The sequence below is a fragment of the Burkholderia sp. EMB26 genome (assembly GCF_024730645.1).
GTDB lineage: Bacteria > Pseudomonadota > Gammaproteobacteria > Burkholderiales > Burkholderiaceae > Burkholderia > Burkholderia cenocepacia.
In genome coordinates, this window is the sequence record NZ_CP078071.1 from 538,267 (window position 1) to 554,313 (window position 16,047).

Sequence of the window (16,047 nt, forward strand, 5' to 3'; positions counted from 1 at the left end):
CGCTACAGCACGTTGAGCATCGCGAGCGCGGCTTCCTGAAGGTGCGGCAGCACGCGCCGCACGGCCGCGTCGGTCGTTTCCGCGCCGATCGGCATGTTGGTGCTCAGCGCGGCGACGACTTCGCCGTGACGGTTCTTCAGCGGCACCGCGATGCCGCGCACGCCCACCTGCAATTGCTGCTCGATCGCCGCGTAGCCGGCGTCGCGCGCCTGGTCGACCTGTTCGAGCAACCGCGCCTTGTTGGTGATCGTGTGCGGCGTGAACGGCGGCAGCTCGGTCTCGTCGAGCCACGCGCGCACGGCTTCGCGATCGGGATGATGGGCGAGCAGCACGACACCGGGCGACGTCAACGGCGCCGGCACGCGCGCGCCGAGCACGAAGCCGGTCGTCATCACGCGCGACACGCCGTTGCGGGCGATGAACACGAGTTCCCAGCCGTCCAGCACGCTGACGTACGCCGATTCGTTCAGCGACGCGCTCAGCTGCTGCAGATAAGGCTGGACCGTGCGCGGCAGCCGCGCCGAATCGAAGTACGACCAGCCGACCCGAAGCACGCGCGGCGTAAGGCCGTACAGCTTGCCGTCGGTGTACACGTAGCCGAGCGATTCCAGCGTCAGCAGGTAGCGCCGCGCGGCCGTGCGCGTGAGGCCGGTGCGGGCGGCGGCCTGCGTGGGCGTCATGCGCGCGTGCTGGCTGTCGAAGGCCTCCAGGATCATCAGGCCTTTTTCGAGGCCGGCAATCCAGTCGCGTCGGTCGAGGTCGGGCTTTTTCGTCATGGGCGGCGCGCGGGGAGATGCGCGGTGTTCGCGCAGGAGTGGTCGATTATCGCGCGAGTGGTCGGGTAACGGGAAATCGGTCGATCCACCATCCTTGTCCGCTGGATAGCGGCAGATATAGAGTCGACGACATCTATTCAAGGAGGTCGTATGCGGGTTGCGAAGTGGGGGAATAGTCTGGCCGTGCGCCTTCCGGCCGGTCTGGTCGATGAGTGGGGGCTGCGTGAAGGCGACGAAGTCGAAATCGTCGTTTACCGTGCAGGTGCTTTGGCTGAGAGCCGCAACGCGAGCCCCGAAGCAATTCTCCTGCCGTTGAGGCGTTTCAGAGGCAAGCTACCAGGCGATTTCAGGTTCAGGCGGAACGACGCAAACGAGTCGGATTGAGTCGACTCATTCAAGCGCCGGGACGCAGCCGCGGCGCGGTCCAGCTTACTTGTGTTCGTGGCGGAGCGAGGCAATGCGCCATCGCGCGTCGATCACGCACCACTGCTCGACGAAATCGAAGCGGGAATCGATTGCCTGGTTGATTCGTACCGTCCCGATGCCCGTTATCGTCGCCCGTTGTCCGCGCGTAACGATTTGCATGGTTTCGTCCCGATATGCGATACCCGATCTGTTCGATGCACGTTCGGCCGCTACGACGCGCATTCGCGCAAGAAATTGCGCTTTCGTGCGAATGTGAGCTTCGTGCAGGACGAAGAAGTTCGGGCTTGCGACGAAATCGAGCTGTTCGACATCGGCGTGACGATACGCGTCGATCCAGACGTCGCGCATCTGCGCCAGGGTGAATCGGGGTTCCATAGGCGGTGCATTGTCCTGCTGGAGCGCGGGTGCGCGGTTTTTTGGCGCTATCCGCCAGGGTCAGGAAGGCAGCCTATGGCCGGGCTCATGCTTGGGCAATTGGACAGGTCTGAATCTGGTTGTGCCGTGAGCGGGAAAATGCCGGCAGGGCGCGGGAGTAGACGCCCCGATGACGCATTGTCGGGCTGGCGCTGACTGCGGGAAAGAGGCGTGAAGCAGCACGCAGTGTGCTGCCGTAAACAGATGGCAACCGATGGCAGAACGCTGCGCGGCCGCGCATGGAAGCGGCCGATACGGCATGAAAAGCCGAGGAACCGGATGCGACGCGACTATTCCGCGCGCCGCATCCGTCATGCCCTTACTCGCTGCTCGTCCACTCGACGTTCGCGCCCACCGAACGCAGGTTCTCGACGAAATGCGGATGCGCGCGGCGGATCGGCAGCGCATTCATGATTTCCGAGCGACCTTCGATGCTCGCGGCCACCATCAGCAGCGCGATCGCGACGCGAATGATGTACGGGCTCTCGACACGCGCCGGCGTCAGTTGCAGCCCGCCGAACGTGATCAGCCGGTGCGGATCGGACAACAGCACGTGCGCGCCGAACTTCGACAGTTCGCCGGACCAGCCGAGCGCGCCGTCGTAGACCTTGTTCCAGAACATCGCACTGCCTTCCGCGCGCACGCCGAGCGCGATGAAGATCGGCAGCAGGTCGACCGGCAAGTACGGCCACGGCGCGGCTTCGACCTTGGTCAGGATGTTCTGCGTGAACGGCCGGCGCACGCGCAGCGGGCCGTCGCGTTCCGCGCGCGACCAGCCGTCGCGGTGCGTGACGGTGACGCCGAACTTCGCGAACGTGCGGTCGATCAGCGGGAAATGCTCGGGCGACGAGTTGCGCACCGTGATGTCGCCGCCCGTGATCGCGCCGAGCGCGAGGAACGTCGCGATCTCGTGGAAATCCTCGGCGAAGCGGAACTCGCCGCCGCCGAGCTTGCCGCCGCCCGTCACGCAGAGCCGCGACGTGCCGATGCCTTCGATCGCGACGCCGATCATCGCGAGGAACTGGCAGAACTCCTGCACGTGCGGTTCGGACGCCGCGTTCATCAGCGTCGACGTGCCGCTGGCGGCCGTCGCGCACAGCGCGAAGTTCTCGGTGGTCGTCACCGACGCGTAGTCGAGCCAGTGATCGTTGGCCGTCAGCGGGCCGTCGGTACGGACGATCAGCGAATCGGGCGTGCGCTCGATGTGCGCGCCGAACCGCTCGAACACCTCGACGTGCGGATCGATCTCGCGCACGCCGAGCGTGCAGCCCTTCACGTCGTTTTCGAGCCGCGCGACGCCGAAGCGCGCGAGCAGCGGCGGAATCAGCATGATCGACGAACGCATCGCCTCGGGCAGCCGGTGGACCGCCGGATCGAACTTCGTGTCGCGGTGGTGGAGTTCGAGCAGACCCGTCGTGAAATCGACCGACACGTCGCTGCCGAGCGTGCGGAAGATGTCGAGGATCTTGCGCACGTCGGTGATGTCCGGCACGCCGACGAGACGCAGCGGCTGATCGGTCAACAGGGTGGCGCACAGAATCGGCAGGACGGCGTTCTTGTTCGCGGACGGCTTGATGTCCCCGCGCAGCGGAGTGCCGCCGTGGACGATGAGATTCGACATGATATGGGGGCGTATCGGTGACTGACGTAGGCCCATATGATGCCATTGGTCGGCACGCGGCGTGGAATGTTCAGAGGGGAAAAGGGGGAATCGGCGCGCTTAACTGACAGTGTTTGACGTCGCGCCAGAGATACGGCAGGCCGAATGCCGTCCGGCCCGACGCAATGGCCGGCCGCACGTCGGGCCGGCCATCCGCTCACACCGTCATTGCGCCGCCCGCATCCGCGCCGCGACCACCAGCGAGATCAGGCAGCCGACCGCGAGATAGCCGGCGACGAGGTGCCACGAACCGCCGGCCACGCTGACGAGGCCGACCGCGATGAACGGCGTGAACCCGCCGCCGACGACGCTCGCGAACTGGTAGCCGACGCCCGCGCCGCTGTAGCGGTATTCGGCGCCGAACAGCTCGGTAAACAGCGGCTGCTGGACGCTCACGACCATGTCGTGCGCCGCGTTCGCCAGCAGGATCGAGAAGATCACGATCCATGCGATCGACCGCGCTTCCAGTGCGACGAAGAACGGTACCGCCGACGCGAGACCGATCAGCGCGCCGATCAGGTAGATGCGGCGCAGGCCGTAGCGGTCGGCGAGCCACGCGAAGCACGGGATCGTCACGCAGCTCACCGCGCCGACCAGCAGGCCGATGTTCAGGAACAGGTCGCGCGACATGCCGAGGTTCGTCGTCGAATAGCTGAGCGCGAACGCGGTGACGATATACATCGTGAACAGTTCGGCGAGCCGCAGCGCGACGATCAGCAGGAACGCCTTCGGGTGGCGCGTCAGCGCTTCCAGCACCGGCAGGCGCAGCTTGCGGTTGCCATGCTCGACCTTCTCGACGAACTCCTGCGATTCGTCCATGTTCTTGCGCACCCACAGCCCGATCAGCACCAGCACGATGCTGAACACGAACGGCAGGCGCCAGCCCCACGACTTGAACGCGGCCTCGCCGAGCGTATGGCTCAGGATCGAGACGATGCCGGTGGCCAGCACGAGCCCGACGCCGTAGCCGACCTGCACGCCGCTGCTGTAGAACGCCTTCTTTTGCTTCGGCGCGCTCTCGACGGCCATCAGCGCCGCGCCGCCCCATTCGCCGCCGACGGCGAACCCCTGGATCGCGCGCATCAGCACCAGCAGCACGGGCGCCCACCAGCCGATCGTCGAGAACGCCGGCAGCAGGCCGATCGCGACCGTCGACAGCCCCATCAGCATCACGGTCAGCACGAGCATCCGCTTGCGGCCGAGCCGGTCGCCGTAGTGGCCGAACACGATGCCGCCGAGCGGCCGGAACAGGAAGCCGACGCCGAAGGTGGCGAACGCCGCGAGCGTGCCCATCGTCGGACTGACTTTCGGGAAGAACTCCGAATTGAACACCAGCGCGGCGACGATCCCGTACAGCAGGAAGTCGTACCAGTCGACGACGGCGCCGACGAAGCTGCCGATCGCGGCCTTGCGGGCCTGGCTGCGCGCACGGGCGCCGGCCGCGGCGTCGAGGGTGTCGAAGGTGGGGGTCATGGCAATGTCTCCTGGCACGGCGCATCGTGGAATCGTGGCGGGGCCGCGTCCGATGCTGCATTGAAGTCGAAGGGTGAACGGAGAATAGGGCGCGCGCCACATGGCGGCAATTGGCCAAACGGGCAATGTGCGCGATTATCGTTCAAGTCCGTGCGATTATCGAACGCTTTCCGGGTTTGCACTAGGCGGCGCGACGATATCCCGTTCGGCCGGGGTGTGCCGCCGTGAACGATCTGGTTAAAATCTGCAGCATCGACAACTCGCCCGTTCGGGGCGCATGCGCCGCCGTCACCTCGGCCGCGCATGCCGCACGCGACAGGCACGAATCCCCATCGACCGCATGCCCCCGGAGACTGGAATGCCCGGCACTTCCCACCCATTGTCCAGCGATACGCCGCCCGTCGCCGATCCGGCCGCCAATCCGCTCGGGATGGCCGGCCTCGAATTCGTCGAATTCGCGGCGCCCGTGCCGGAAGCGCTCGCGCAACGCTTCGAGCAATTCGGGTTCAAGGCGATCGCGCGGCACGTCAGCAAGAACGTCACGCTGTACCGGCAAGGGCAGATGCATTTCCTGATCAATGCCGAGCCCGATTCGTTCGCCGCGCGCTATGCGGAGGAGTACGGAATGGGCGTCTGCGCGATCGGGTTGCGCGTGGCGAACGCCCGGCGTGCGTTCGAGCGCGCGATCCAGCTCGGCGCGTGGGCGTTCGAAGGCGAAAAGGTCGGGGTCGGCGAGCTGAAGATCCCGGCGATCCAGGGGATCGGCGATTCGCACCTGTATTTCGTCGACCGCTGGCGCGGGCGGGACGGCCAGCGCGGCGGCGTCGGCGACATCTCGATCTTCGACATCGATTTCCGGCCGATCGACATCGCGACCGCGCATACCGATCTCGATTGCGCGGGCGTCGGCCTGCAGCAGGTCGATCACTTCACGCAAACCGTCGGCGCGGGCCGCATGCAGGAGTGGCTGGATTTCTACCACGACCTGCTGCACTTTCGCGAGATCCATCAGATCGACGCGCACTGGCATGTGTCGGAGGAATCGCGCGTGATGGTGTCGCCGTGCGGCGCGGTGCGGATTCCGGTCTACGAGGAAGGCACGCGCCGCACCGAGCTGATGCATGCGTACCTGCCCGATCATCCGGGCGAGGGCGTGCAGCACGTCGCGCTGGCCACCGACGACATCCTGTCGTGCGTCGATGCGCTGCGTGCGAACGGCGTCGAGTTCATCGAGCCGCCCGCGCGCTATTACGACGACGTCGACGCGCGGCTGCCGGCGCATGGCGTCGACCTCGACGCGCTGCGCCGCCGCGCGGTGCTGGTCGATGGCGAGATCGGCAGCGACGGTGTGCCGAGGCTGTTCTTCCAGACCTTCGTCAAGCGCCGCCCCGGCGAGATCTTCTTCGAGATCGTGCAGCGCAAGGGGCACCACGGGTTCGGCGAGGGCAACCTCGCGGCGCTTGCCCGCGCGCGCGACGCCGGCTGAACGATCAGGCGCCGGCGGCCGGCACGCGGTTCGGCGCGGGGTCGTTCGGCTCGCGCAGCACGCATGCGGTGCCACCGGGCGTGTACATCGACACCACACAGCGGTTGCACGACGTACAGCCCGACTGCGCGAGCCGGCCGTCGCGCAGCCCGTTTACGAAACCCGGCTCGAACACGAGCGCCCGTGCCAGCGCGACCGCGTCGAACCCTTCGCGCATCGCCCGCGCGACGTTGTCACGCGAGCGCACGCCGCCGAGGTAGGCAAGCGGCATCCGGACGGCCGCGCGCACCTGCTTCGAATGCTCCAGGAAATACATCTCCCGAAACGCGCCCATCTTCGGCTCGGTGAGTGTCTGCAGCGCCATCGCGGCCCGCACGATCGCATTGTCGGCATTCGCGCGCGCATCGCCCGGCAGCGGGCTGCCGAACAACTGCCATACCGATTCGACGTTCATCCCGCCGCTCAGCACGAGCAGGTGCGCGCCTTCGGCCTCGAGCCGCCGCGCGATCTCGCACGCGTCGTCGGCCGTGCCGCCGCCACGCACGCCTTCCGTCACACCGATCTTGCAGACCACGGCGAGATCGCGACCCACCGCGTCGAGCACGCGGCGCAGCACGTCGACCGGAAAGGCCGCCCGACGCGCGGCGTCGCCGCCATACGCGTCGCGGCGGCGGTTGTACAGCGGCGACAGGAACTGGCTCAGCAGATAGCCGTGCCCCATGTGAATCTCGACCGCATCGAAGCCGGCGTCGCGCGCATGCCGCGCCGCCTGCGCGAACTCGTCGGCGATCGCCGACATCTGCTCGCGCGTCATCGCCTGCTTCAGGAAGCGGCCGCTCATCACGCCGACCTTGTTGAAGCCGCCCGACGCGCTCAATGGCCGTTTCGTCGACAGCGACGGCAGGAACGTGAAGCAGCCGCCGTGCGTGATCTGCGCGGAGGCCGCCGCGCCGTGACGGTGGACGGCATCGGTCAGCACGCGGAATTGCCGGACCGTCGGTGCGTCGAGCCGGGCCTGGTCGACGAACGTGCGACCGTCGTCGCTGATCGCGCAGTATGCGACGGTCGTCAACGCGGCGCCGCCCTCGGCGATGCGCTCGTGAAAGCGGACGAGCGCTCGCGACGGCACGCCGTTCGGCGTCATCCCTTCGTTGGTGGCGGACTTGATCAGGCGGTTGCGCAGCGTCAACGGGCCGATCTGCAGCGGGCTGAACGCGGTGGTGAGGTCAGCTGATTCCATGGGGCGGACGAAAGGATGGGCACGGCGACCATTGTGCGGCAGCGGGACGGGCGCGCATCGTCCGGGTGGATGAGCCGCGGTGTCGCGCGGCGGCCCGCCGCGATCCCGTCGAGCACGCACGGTGGCTGGCAGGCATCGACGAAACACCCTTCCACGGCACCGAACGGCAGCGTGCCGCGCCCCGGCTTCCCGCGCCGACCCTCACGCCGCTCGCAATGAATTCGCCGGCATCGCCCGCGCGCTTTCCGGATCGTCGTCGCCGAGCGGAATGAACGCCATGATCTCCAGGTCGTGCCCCGACAACGCCGGCAGCCGGAACGGGCTCGACAGCACGTTCAGCCGCCGCACGCCGACGTCGCGCAGGATCTGCGACCCGATTCCCGTCACGCGTCCGTCGCGGCGCGCCGTACCGGCCGGCATCCGCGGCGCGTCGCCACGCAGGTCGCAATCGAGCAGCACCGCCACGCCGCAGCCGGCCGCATCGATGCGCTGCAGCGCGGCGTGCAGCGGCCACGAATGCGCGGAGGGCTCCGCGTCGAGCAGGTCGAGCAGCGAATGGCATTCGTGCACGCGCGCCAGCACGGGCGTCGCCGGATCGGGTTCGCCCCGCACGAGCGCCAGATGCGGCGCGCCGTGCACGGCGTCGCGATACTCGATCGCACGGAACCGTCCCCACGGCGTATGCAGCGGTCGCTCGCCGACGCGTTCGACGAGCGACTCATGCTCGCGGCGGTAATGGATCAGGTCGGCGATCGTGCCGATCTTCAGCCCGTGATGCGCAGCGAACGCCTTCAGCTCCGGCAGCCGCGCCATCGTGCCGTCGTCGTTCATCACCTCGCAGATCACCGACGCGGGCGTGAGCCCGGCCAGCGCCGCGAGATCGCAACCGGCCTCGGTGTGCCCGGCGCGCACGAGCACGCCGCCCGGCCGCGCGGCGATCGGAAACACATGGCCGGGCTGCACGAGATCGTCGGGGCGTGCGCCCGAACGCACGGCCACGCGGATCGTATGTGCGCGATCGGCGGCCGAAATGCCGGTCGTCACGCCTTCGGCCGCCTCGATGCTGACGGTGAACGCGGTGCCGAACGGCGTGCCGTTGTGGTCGGCCATCGGCGGCAACCGCAGTTGCGCACAGCGTTCGGCGGTCAGCGTCAGGCAGATCAGCCCGCGCCCGAAGCGCGCCATGAAATTGATCGCGTCGGGTGTCACGTGATCGGCGGCGATCACCAGGTCACCTTCGTTCTCGCGATCCTCTTCATCGACGAGCAGGACCATGCGGCCCGCGCGCAACTCGTCGACGATCTCCAGCGTGCCGGCGAGCGTCATGACGCCTCCGTCGCGTCGAAGGCGCGGCGCAGCGCGTCGGCGCCGAACGTCAGCACGTGCTCGGCCGCGTCGACCGCGCCGAGCATGCTCGCGAAACCGTGCAACTGGCCCGGCCAGCGCACGAGCGTCACCGGCGTGCCGGCCCGCGCGAGACGCAGCGCATACGCTTCGGCCTCGTCGCGCAGCGGATCGAATTCGGCGCTGACGATCGTCGCCGGCGCGACGCCCGCGACATCCGGCGCAGCGAGCGGGCTCGCGAGCGGCGACGCGCGATCGGCGCCGTCGTCGAAGTAGTGGCCCTTGAACCAGCGCATCATGTCGGCCGTCAGGAAATAGCCGTTGCCGAGCGATTCGTACGACGGATGCTCGGTCGCGCAATCGACGACCGGATACAGCAGCAACTGGTGCGCGATGGCGATGCCCGAGCCGCGCAACTGCAGCGCGGCGACCGCCGCGAGATTGCCGCCCGCACTGTCGCCGGCGACCGCCACCGCGCCGGCGCGGGCGCCGAGATCGCGTGCACTGGCCGCCGCCCAGCGCACGGCGTCGCACGCATCGTGCGCGGCGGCCGGGAAGCGCGCCTCGGGCGCGAGCCGGTAGTCGACCGACAGCACGAGCGTGCGCGCCCGATGCGCGAGGCTGCGGCACAGGTTCGCGTGCGAGTCGATGCCGCACGACACGAAGCCGCCGCCGTGGAAAAACACGGTCAGCGGCAACGGCCCGTCGACGGCGGGCCGATACAGCCGCGCCGGCAATCGACGGCCCGCTGCCGGGATCTGCCAGTCCGCTTCGGCGGCGACGGCATCGCCGGGCGCGAACGCGCCGCCGGCGGCGAGGCTCGCGCGGTACGCGGGAACGGTGAGCTGCGCGAAATCGATCGCGGGGGCCTGGGCGAATGCGGCGAGCAGCGCCTGCGCCTGGGGGTCGAGCGGCATGGGAACTCCTGTCTGAATCGGATGCGGTCTGAATCAGGTAAACCCGTGTCCCGGTTTTCCCTGAGTCCGCGCCGGACGCTTGCCGGCACGGCCTGACGGGCATTCCAGCGCAGCGGGCAGGGCGCCACATCATCCGATCGGACGATGGTTTGCCCGCCCGGATGGCCAATTCTCGCCATTCAGTGAATCTCCCGATGACGCCGGAATTTAGACGCGTCTTAAATCATGGCGGCGCGGCTCGGTCGCACCGCAAACATGTCGTATGGAGGATGGAGCGTGCTGATGGAGACGAGATGGGCTCCGCAAGAGAGCCAGGCAACCAGTGACGAGGCCGACATCGGCGTCGCGGATTTCAGCGAGCTGATGGCGCGCATCTACCAGGGTCCGCTGGAGACGCCGCCGTGGGCCGGCGCGCTCGAGCTCGTCCGTCGCTGGCTGCACGCGAACTACGTGACGCTGATCCTGCGCGCGGCCGCGAGCGATCGCCGCGCGCCGCTGTCCGTGCACGCGTCGGAATTCGGCCCGGTCGTTCCGGGCGACGGCGAGGCGTCGTACAACAACTACTACTATTCGCTCGACCCGTTCGTCGGCCTGCCGGCCGATCGCGTCGTCACGGTCGACGACGTGTTCGGCGACACGGGCTGGCTGTCGAGCGAGCTGTACAAGCAGTTCCTGAAGCCGCAGGACGTGCGCTATATCCTCGGCGCGGACCTGCGCACGCCGTCGGGCGTCGAGTGCCGGTTCCGCGTGTGCCGCAACCATGCGTCGAAGCAGTTCTCCGCGCGCGACAAGGCGGTCTGCGCGCTGCTGCTGCCGCACCTGAAGCGCGCGGTGGAACTGCATTCGCGGCTCGATTCGGCGGAGGTCGAGCGCTCGATCTACGCGAACGCGATCGACCGCATGCAGGTCGGCACGATCGCGCTCGACGAGAACGGCACGATCATCGACATGAACAGCGTCGCCGACGAGATCCTCAAGCAGAACAACGGGCTGACGATCGCGCGCGGCACGATCGAGGCGACCGACGCGCAGGAGAACCGCACGCTGAAGCGGCTGATCCGCCACGCGGTGATGGGGCATCACGGCACAGCCGCGGCAACCGTCGAGGCGATGCCGATCACGCGCAGCTTCGACAAGCCGCGCCTCGGGCTGCTGGTGCGCACGGTGCTGCTGTCCGACTGGTCGGAGGACAACCGGCGCCGGCCGGCCGTCACGCTGTTCCTGCGCGATCCCGATCGCAAGCCGCAGGGCGCGCAGGAAATCATCCGCAAGCTGTTCGACCTGACGCCGGCCGAGACGTCGCTCGCGCTGCTGCTCACCAACGGGCTGACGCTCGAGGAAGCCGCGGACGAATCGGGAATCAGCAAGAACACGGCGCGTACGCACCTGCGCGCGATTTTCTCGAAGACGGGCGTCACGCGTCAGGCGACGCTGGTGCGGATTCTGCTCGGGAGTGTCGTGCCGCTCGGGTGAATGGTGTAGTCGATGCCGACCAAGCGGCAACGGATGCGTTCGCCCGGCAATACATCGGCATCGATCGATACTTCACCGGCGTCGCGACGATGGCGACTTGACGCAAAAGAGGCTCGCACCGCGCGAGCCTCTTTTTCATCCCGTGCCGTCGCTCATGCGTATCGATTGGGCGACGGGTCGTGCGGCTACCCGAGTTCACGACCCGCGCGTCGAGCGATTCGCCCAATCGGCCCATGCCGGCCACTGCGCGCAGCCGCGCCGGATGAAGGCGACGCCGGTGCGGATCACGAGCGCGCCGATCGCGAGCGCGGCCAGGTCGTCCAGGCGGCCGAAGCCAATCAGCGCCGCACTCATCGCGAGCGCCGCGAGCAACGACGACAGCGCATCGGTCCGCACGTGCCAGCCGCTCGCCTCGAGCAGCGCGGAACCGGTCTCGCGCGCCTTGCGCAGCATCCAGCAGGACAACACGGCCTTGCCCGCGAGCGTGACCGCAACCAGCGCGAGCGCGGTCGCGCCCGGCTGCACGACCGGCGGCGTATCGAACCGGGTCAGCGCATGCCAGATCATTTGCGCGCCGGTGATGGCCAGCAACGCGCCGAGGCCCGCGAGCGCGAGCGGCTCGTAGGTCGGGCGACGCTGCGGCGGCAGGCGCGCGTCGAGCCGGCAGGCGACGAGGATCAGCGCATCGGCCGCAAGGTCGATCGCCGCATGCGCGACGTCCGCGAGCAGCCCCGACGAATGCGCGGACCATGCCGCCGCCGTCTCGGCGGCGAGCAGCAGCAGGTTGATCGCGAGGCTGACGACGAGTGCGCGGGACGTGGCTGCGTAGACGTGGGGCGTGGCGCGCGACGGGCGCTGCATGGCGGATCGCTTGTCGGAATCGGGGACGGCTTCGAACGTTACCGGCCTACGGTGGCACGCGAATGACAGACGAAACGAAGGCGCGGCGCGAGGATTCGGCGCATGGCGATCCGCTGACCGGTCACCCGTCGCGCTCACCGCTTTCGATCGCGCTGAAAAAATTACAGCGCGCGTTCATTTGGTAACGGAGTCGACGGCATCGGATGACGCTGCGGCGCCGTCGCCGCAGGCCGCCCGATGGAGCGCCGAAGCGCGATGAGCGACGCGGCCGGCTTGCGAGCGGGATCGCGGTTTGCTTTCGCGACAGCCCGGCATGTTCGCCCGGACCGCGTATCCGAGGTTTTCCCGGCCGCCACCGGCAGCTGCCGGGCGACGAAATTCACCGCCCACTCCCGTGAGCGCCTCAATGCACGACAGCCAGCACCTTCACCCACCCGACACGATGCGTGAGTCCAGCACGATCGTCGTCGGTCGCGTCGTTCATCCGGGACGGGAAAGGCAATTCGATCGCTGGGCGCGCGAGATCGACGCGGCGGCGCGGCGTTACCCGGGGCACCTCGGAAACGTTCGCCTGAGCGATTCCAGCGGCATCAACTACCTGATTTATCGGTTCGACTCGCCGGCGCACCTGCATGCGTGGGAGGCCTCCGCGGAGCGACGAAAGCTGGTGGCGAAGGGCGACACGATATCGGACGAGCATCGCGATGCCGCGGTCGGCATGGATGCGTGGTTCGCGATCGCCGGCAAGCCCGCTACACCGAAGTGGAAAACGTTTCTCGTGACGTGGCTGGCCGTTTATCCGGCCCTGCTGTCGATCACGTACCTACTGAACGCGCTCCTGCCAGCGTCGGAGCGTCCTGTCCAACTCGCGCTCAGCTCCGCGCTGCTGACCGCATCGCTGACCTGGATCATCATGCCGCTCCTCACGAGGCAACTTCGGCCATGGCTGCTCCGCGGCGTGAAGCAGGTCGACAGGCTGGGCGACCGACACAGCAACGGATGACGACCCATGCAGAACGAACGATCCGAACAATCGATGCCAGGGATGCCGGCGCCGGGCCTGCCGGCCGGTTTCGAGCGGCGCTTCAGCCGACGCTACGCGCAGCTCGACGACGTCCGACTCCATTACGTGACCGGCGGCCCGGACGACGGCGAGATGGTGGTCCTGCTGCACGGCTGGCCGCAAACCTGGTACACGTGGCGTCACGTGATGCCGGCACTCGCCGAAGACGGGTATCGGGTCGTCGCGGTCGATTACCGCGGCGCGGGCGAATCCGACAAGCCGCTCGGCGGCTACGACAAGGCGTCGATGGCGGGCGACATCCGCGCCCTCGTTCACCAGCTCGGCGCGACGCGCATCCACCTCGTCGGCCGCGACATCGGCGTGATGGTGGCCTATGCGTACGCCGCGCAATGGCCGACCGAGATCGTGAAACTTGCGATGCTCGACGTTCCGGTGCCGGGCACGCGTATCTGGGACGAAGCGAAGGCCAGCGCCGATCCGCAGATCTGGCATTTCGGCTTGCATCAGCAGCGCGATATCGCGGAAATGTTGATTGCGGGCAAGGAGCGCGCGTACATCCTCGATTTCTACAAGAAGCGAACCCACGTCGCGCTGTCGAACGACGATATCGCCGTCTACGCCGACGCTTACGCGGCGCCGGGCGCGCTACGCGCCGGGTTCGAACTCTATCGCGCGTTTCCGCAGGACGAGACGCGGTTCAAGGCGTTCATGAAGCACAAGCTCCCGATGCCGGTGCTGGCGCTCGCGGGCGACAAGAGCAACGGCGCCAAGGAACTCGACATGGCGAGGGAGCTGGCGCTGGACGTTCGCGGAGCCGTTGCGCCGAATACGGGCCATTGGCTGCCGGACGAGAATCCGGCCTTCCTGACACGCCAGTTGCTCGATTTCCTCAGGGAAGCCGCGTCGGGCCGTTGAAGGCCCGCGCCGTGATGCGTCGCGCTTCGGGCCGCCCTCGCGCGCGGTGGTTGGGTCGGTCGCGCATGGTGCGCCGCGTCCGGTGCGACAGCGCGGCTTCGCCGGCAAGCGCCGCGGCGCGCAACACGGCGCGGCCGTAACCCGAGTCCGACGCATCGTCCGGAATCACGTCGAATTCCGCGTCGGGCCGGATTCCGCGTGCTTCGTATGACATGCCGGCTGCATCGCGCGTCACATGATTCGCGATGCCCATCATCCAGCCGTTCGGCAACCCTTTGCCGAAGCCGCCGGACAGCGCACCCTGCGTGGTCTGGCCGGCCTGGATCGCGTGCGGCAGCGTGCGCATCATCAGCGTCAGGTATTCGCCGGCGCTGACGGTCACGTCGCTCGTCAGCACGACGACGGGCTTCGCATAGCGCACGGCGCCGCCCGGTTCGACATGGAATCGCTGTGGCGCGATGCCGGCCGCCTGCGGGAGCGCACGCGTATAGGCGAGCCGCTTGCGGTCGGCGAAGCGCGCGGCGATGTCGTGCGCGATCTGCGCCGCGCCGCCCTGGTTGAACGCGAGGTCGAGCACGAGCGCATGCGTCTGCCCGAGCCGCTGGAGCACGACATCGAGCGTGGCGGCGAGCCGGGCCCGGTCCTGCTCGATGTCGGCGATCGGGCCGCCCGCAAAGCCGCCCATCCGGTCGATCGCGAGATAGCCAATATTGCCGTCGAGCACGCCCCAGACCAGGCTGCCGTCGAATTCGATGCCGCGCGCATCGGCGCGCAGGAGGCCGAGCCGCGCCTGCGTTTGCCGCGCGTGCCACACGCCGAGCCAGGCCGGAAACGACGTAGCGGGCGCCTCTTGCATCCACGCATGCCGCAACCGGCGGAAGGTCTGCTGCGGTGCGTTTTCGTCGCGCCAGCCGAGCGTGAACGAATCGTTTTCGTCGCTGATGCTGGTATGCGCATCGACCGGTGCGCCGAGCAGCGCATCGAGCACGGGCCCGAGCGCCGCGTCGCTGCCGGCGGCGGCGGCCTGCGGGCGCAGTCGCGCGATACGCGCCGCCCAGTCGATGCCGTAGTCGGCCGCGAACGAATGGAAGTCGAGCAGCAGGGCGGCGACCGCGTCATACGTCGCGAGCGGCGACGGCGCGCCGTTGCCCGTCATGCGACACGCGTCGGGCAGCGCAGCCAGCGGGCGCGCATGCAGCTGCATGCCGTCCGGCGAGTCGGTGAAGACCATGCCGCCGCGCCAGCGTGCATACATCCCGATCAGGCCGGAGACGGCCGCCGTGCTCGCGTTGTACGCGGGATCGCGCCAGCACAGGTTGCCGGTGCGCGTCGTGTTGTAGATGACCGCGCCGTGCGGCCCGATCTCGGCGATCGCGCCGGTGCCGGCAAGCGCCCAGATACCGTGTGTCTGCGGCACGAACGCGCCGTCCTGCCACGCGGCGCGCAGCATCTCGGGCGGCGCGGACGGCAGCCCGCCCGGCACGACGGGCTCGTTGCCGTCGCCGCCGCAGCCGGGCAGCCAGCCGGAGATACCGAGGCTCCATATCAGGGTGGCGAAGGCACGCATCGTCACGCCCCGGCGCCCGGGCAGCGATACACGCTGCCGGTCAGCGTGACGCCGGTCTGCCGCAGGTAGCCGCCGTCGGTACCGTCGAAACTGCCGCTTTGCACGCCGCGCTGCGTGAGCAGCACCACGACGTTGCCGCCGAGCGCGGCCGCGCGGGTCTTCAGGTCGTTGCGCGCCCCGGTCTCGAGCGTCGCATCGGGGATGAAGCCGCCGATCAGGAAGTTGCCGCGGCTGCCGGTCACGTCGCCGAGGTGGCGGCAGGTGCCGCCGGGGTCGCTCGTGACGATGCGCACGTCGCGCCCCGCGGCGGAAGGTTCGAGCGGCGCGCATGCCGCCAGCGCGACAGGAAGGCACAACAGCCAGGCAGGTCTCATGTTTTCGCCGTAACGAATGCGCGGAATCGCGCGACAGCGCCACTTTAGGGACGCCGGCCGCGCCGCGCATCGGGCGAAGGTCGCGCGCTGGCGACGG

At 68.4% G+C, this 16,047-nt stretch carries 16 protein-coding genes; 6 read left to right on the forward strand and 10 right to left on the reverse strand.

Annotated features, from left to right (window positions below; all coding sequences use genetic code 11):
- Positions 1-2: 2 nt before the first annotated feature.
- On the reverse strand, positions 3-776 hold the full coding sequence (locus KU887_RS19100; protein ID WP_006485222.1) for an IclR family transcriptional regulator C-terminal domain-containing protein: 774 nt from the start codon (positions 774-776) through the stop codon (positions 3-5).
- Positions 777-926: 150 nt separating this feature from the next.
- On the opposite strand from KU887_RS19100, the gene KU887_RS19105 reads away from it, so the two are divergent.
- A complete protein-coding gene (locus KU887_RS19105) occupies positions 927-1,160 on the forward strand; it encodes an AbrB/MazE/SpoVT family DNA-binding domain-containing protein (RefSeq protein ID WP_011547707.1) in 234 nt (77 codons plus the stop codon).
- A 45-nt stretch (positions 1,161-1,205) separates the two neighbouring features.
- Here KU887_RS19105 and KU887_RS19110 read toward each other — a convergent pair whose 3' ends face one another.
- The 3 genes from KU887_RS19110 to shiA all read right to left on the reverse strand — a co-directional run bounded on the left by KU887_RS19110 (position 1,206) and on the right by shiA (position 4,749).
- Entirely contained in the window at positions 1,206-1,577 is a 372-nt protein-coding gene (locus tag KU887_RS19110) for a DUF4440 domain-containing protein (RefSeq protein ID WP_012493332.1), read from the reverse strand.
- Between the two features lie 358 nt (positions 1,578-1,935).
- On the reverse strand, positions 1,936-3,237 hold the full coding sequence (locus tag KU887_RS19115; protein WP_006485223.1) for a UDP-N-acetylglucosamine 1-carboxyvinyltransferase: 1,302 nt from the start codon (positions 3,235-3,237) through the stop codon (positions 1,936-1,938).
- 204 nt (positions 3,238-3,441) lie between these two features.
- Positions 3,442-4,749, reverse strand: a complete 1,308-nt coding sequence (gene shiA / locus KU887_RS19120; protein WP_058903117.1) for a shikimate transporter — start codon at positions 4,747-4,749, stop codon at positions 3,442-3,444.
- A 358-nt stretch (positions 4,750-5,107) separates the two neighbouring features.
- On the opposite strand from shiA, the gene KU887_RS19125 reads away from it, so the two are divergent.
- Positions 5,108-6,235 (forward strand): 4-hydroxyphenylpyruvate dioxygenase family protein, encoded by a 1,128-nt coding sequence (locus tag KU887_RS19125; protein ID WP_006485220.1) that lies wholly within the window; start codon positions 5,108-5,110, stop codon positions 6,233-6,235.
- Between the two features lie 4 nt (positions 6,236-6,239).
- On the opposite strand, the gene KU887_RS19130 is transcribed toward KU887_RS19125, so the two are convergent.
- The 3 genes from KU887_RS19130 to KU887_RS19140 form a co-directional block, all read right to left on the reverse strand.
- Positions 6,240-7,475, reverse strand: coding sequence for an NADH:flavin oxidoreductase (locus tag KU887_RS19130; protein WP_006485217.1), 1,236 nt, complete (start codon positions 7,473-7,475; stop codon positions 6,240-6,242).
- A 201-nt stretch (positions 7,476-7,676) separates the two neighbouring features.
- Positions 7,677-8,801 carry a bifunctional 3,4-dihydroxy-2-butanone-4-phosphate synthase/GTP cyclohydrolase II gene (gene ribBA, locus KU887_RS19135; RefSeq protein WP_048985463.1) on the reverse strand — a complete coding sequence of 375 codons (1,125 nt, stop codon included), beginning with the start codon at positions 8,799-8,801 and terminating at the stop codon, positions 7,677-7,679.
- Positions 8,798-9,736, reverse strand: coding sequence for an alpha/beta hydrolase (locus tag KU887_RS19140; RefSeq protein WP_069352224.1), 939 nt, complete (start codon positions 9,734-9,736; stop codon positions 8,798-8,800). Before KU887_RS19140 ends, ribBA begins: the two co-directional genes overlap by 4 nt.
- Positions 9,737-10,018: 282 nt before the next feature.
- Between KU887_RS19140 and KU887_RS19145 the strand changes: the two genes are divergently transcribed.
- Positions 10,019-11,209: a LuxR family transcriptional regulator gene (locus KU887_RS19145; protein ID WP_012493335.1), complete on the forward strand. Its 1,191-nt coding sequence runs from the start codon at positions 10,019-10,021 to the stop codon at positions 11,207-11,209.
- A gap of 195 nt (positions 11,210-11,404) precedes the next feature.
- Here the strand turns inward: KU887_RS19145 and KU887_RS19150 are convergent, their stop codons facing one another.
- On the reverse strand, positions 11,405-12,070 hold the full coding sequence (locus KU887_RS19150) for a cation diffusion facilitator family transporter (RefSeq protein ID WP_258257205.1): 666 nt from the start codon (positions 12,068-12,070) through the stop codon (positions 11,405-11,407).
- 62 nt (positions 12,071-12,132) lie between these two features.
- On the opposite strand from KU887_RS19150, the gene KU887_RS19155 reads away from it, so the two are divergent.
- From KU887_RS19155 to KU887_RS19165, 3 genes are all read left to right on the forward strand, one after another.
- Entirely contained in the window at positions 12,133-12,255 is a 123-nt protein-coding gene (locus tag KU887_RS19155) for a hypothetical protein (RefSeq protein WP_258257208.1), read from the forward strand.
- A 221-nt stretch (positions 12,256-12,476) separates the two neighbouring features.
- On the forward strand, positions 12,477-13,073 hold the full coding sequence (locus KU887_RS19160; protein ID WP_006490642.1) for a hypothetical protein: 597 nt from the start codon (positions 12,477-12,479) through the stop codon (positions 13,071-13,073).
- 6 nt (positions 13,074-13,079) lie between these two features.
- Positions 13,080-14,009, forward strand: a complete 930-nt coding sequence (locus KU887_RS19165) for an alpha/beta fold hydrolase (protein WP_058903119.1) — start codon at positions 13,080-13,082, stop codon at positions 14,007-14,009.
- On the opposite strand, the gene KU887_RS19170 is transcribed toward KU887_RS19165, so the two are convergent.
- Both KU887_RS19170 and KU887_RS19175 read right to left on the reverse strand, forming a co-directional pair.
- Positions 13,984-15,576, reverse strand: coding sequence for a S41 family peptidase (locus KU887_RS19170; protein WP_240464490.1), 1,593 nt, complete (start codon positions 15,574-15,576; stop codon positions 13,984-13,986). The genes KU887_RS19165 and KU887_RS19170 overlap by 26 nt on opposite strands.
- 2 nt (positions 15,577-15,578) lie before the next feature.
- Positions 15,579-15,950 carry a DUF4156 domain-containing protein gene (locus KU887_RS19175; RefSeq protein WP_034202340.1) on the reverse strand — a complete coding sequence of 124 codons (372 nt, stop codon included), beginning with the start codon at positions 15,948-15,950 and terminating at the stop codon, positions 15,579-15,581.
- Positions 15,951-16,047 lie beyond the last annotated feature (97 nt).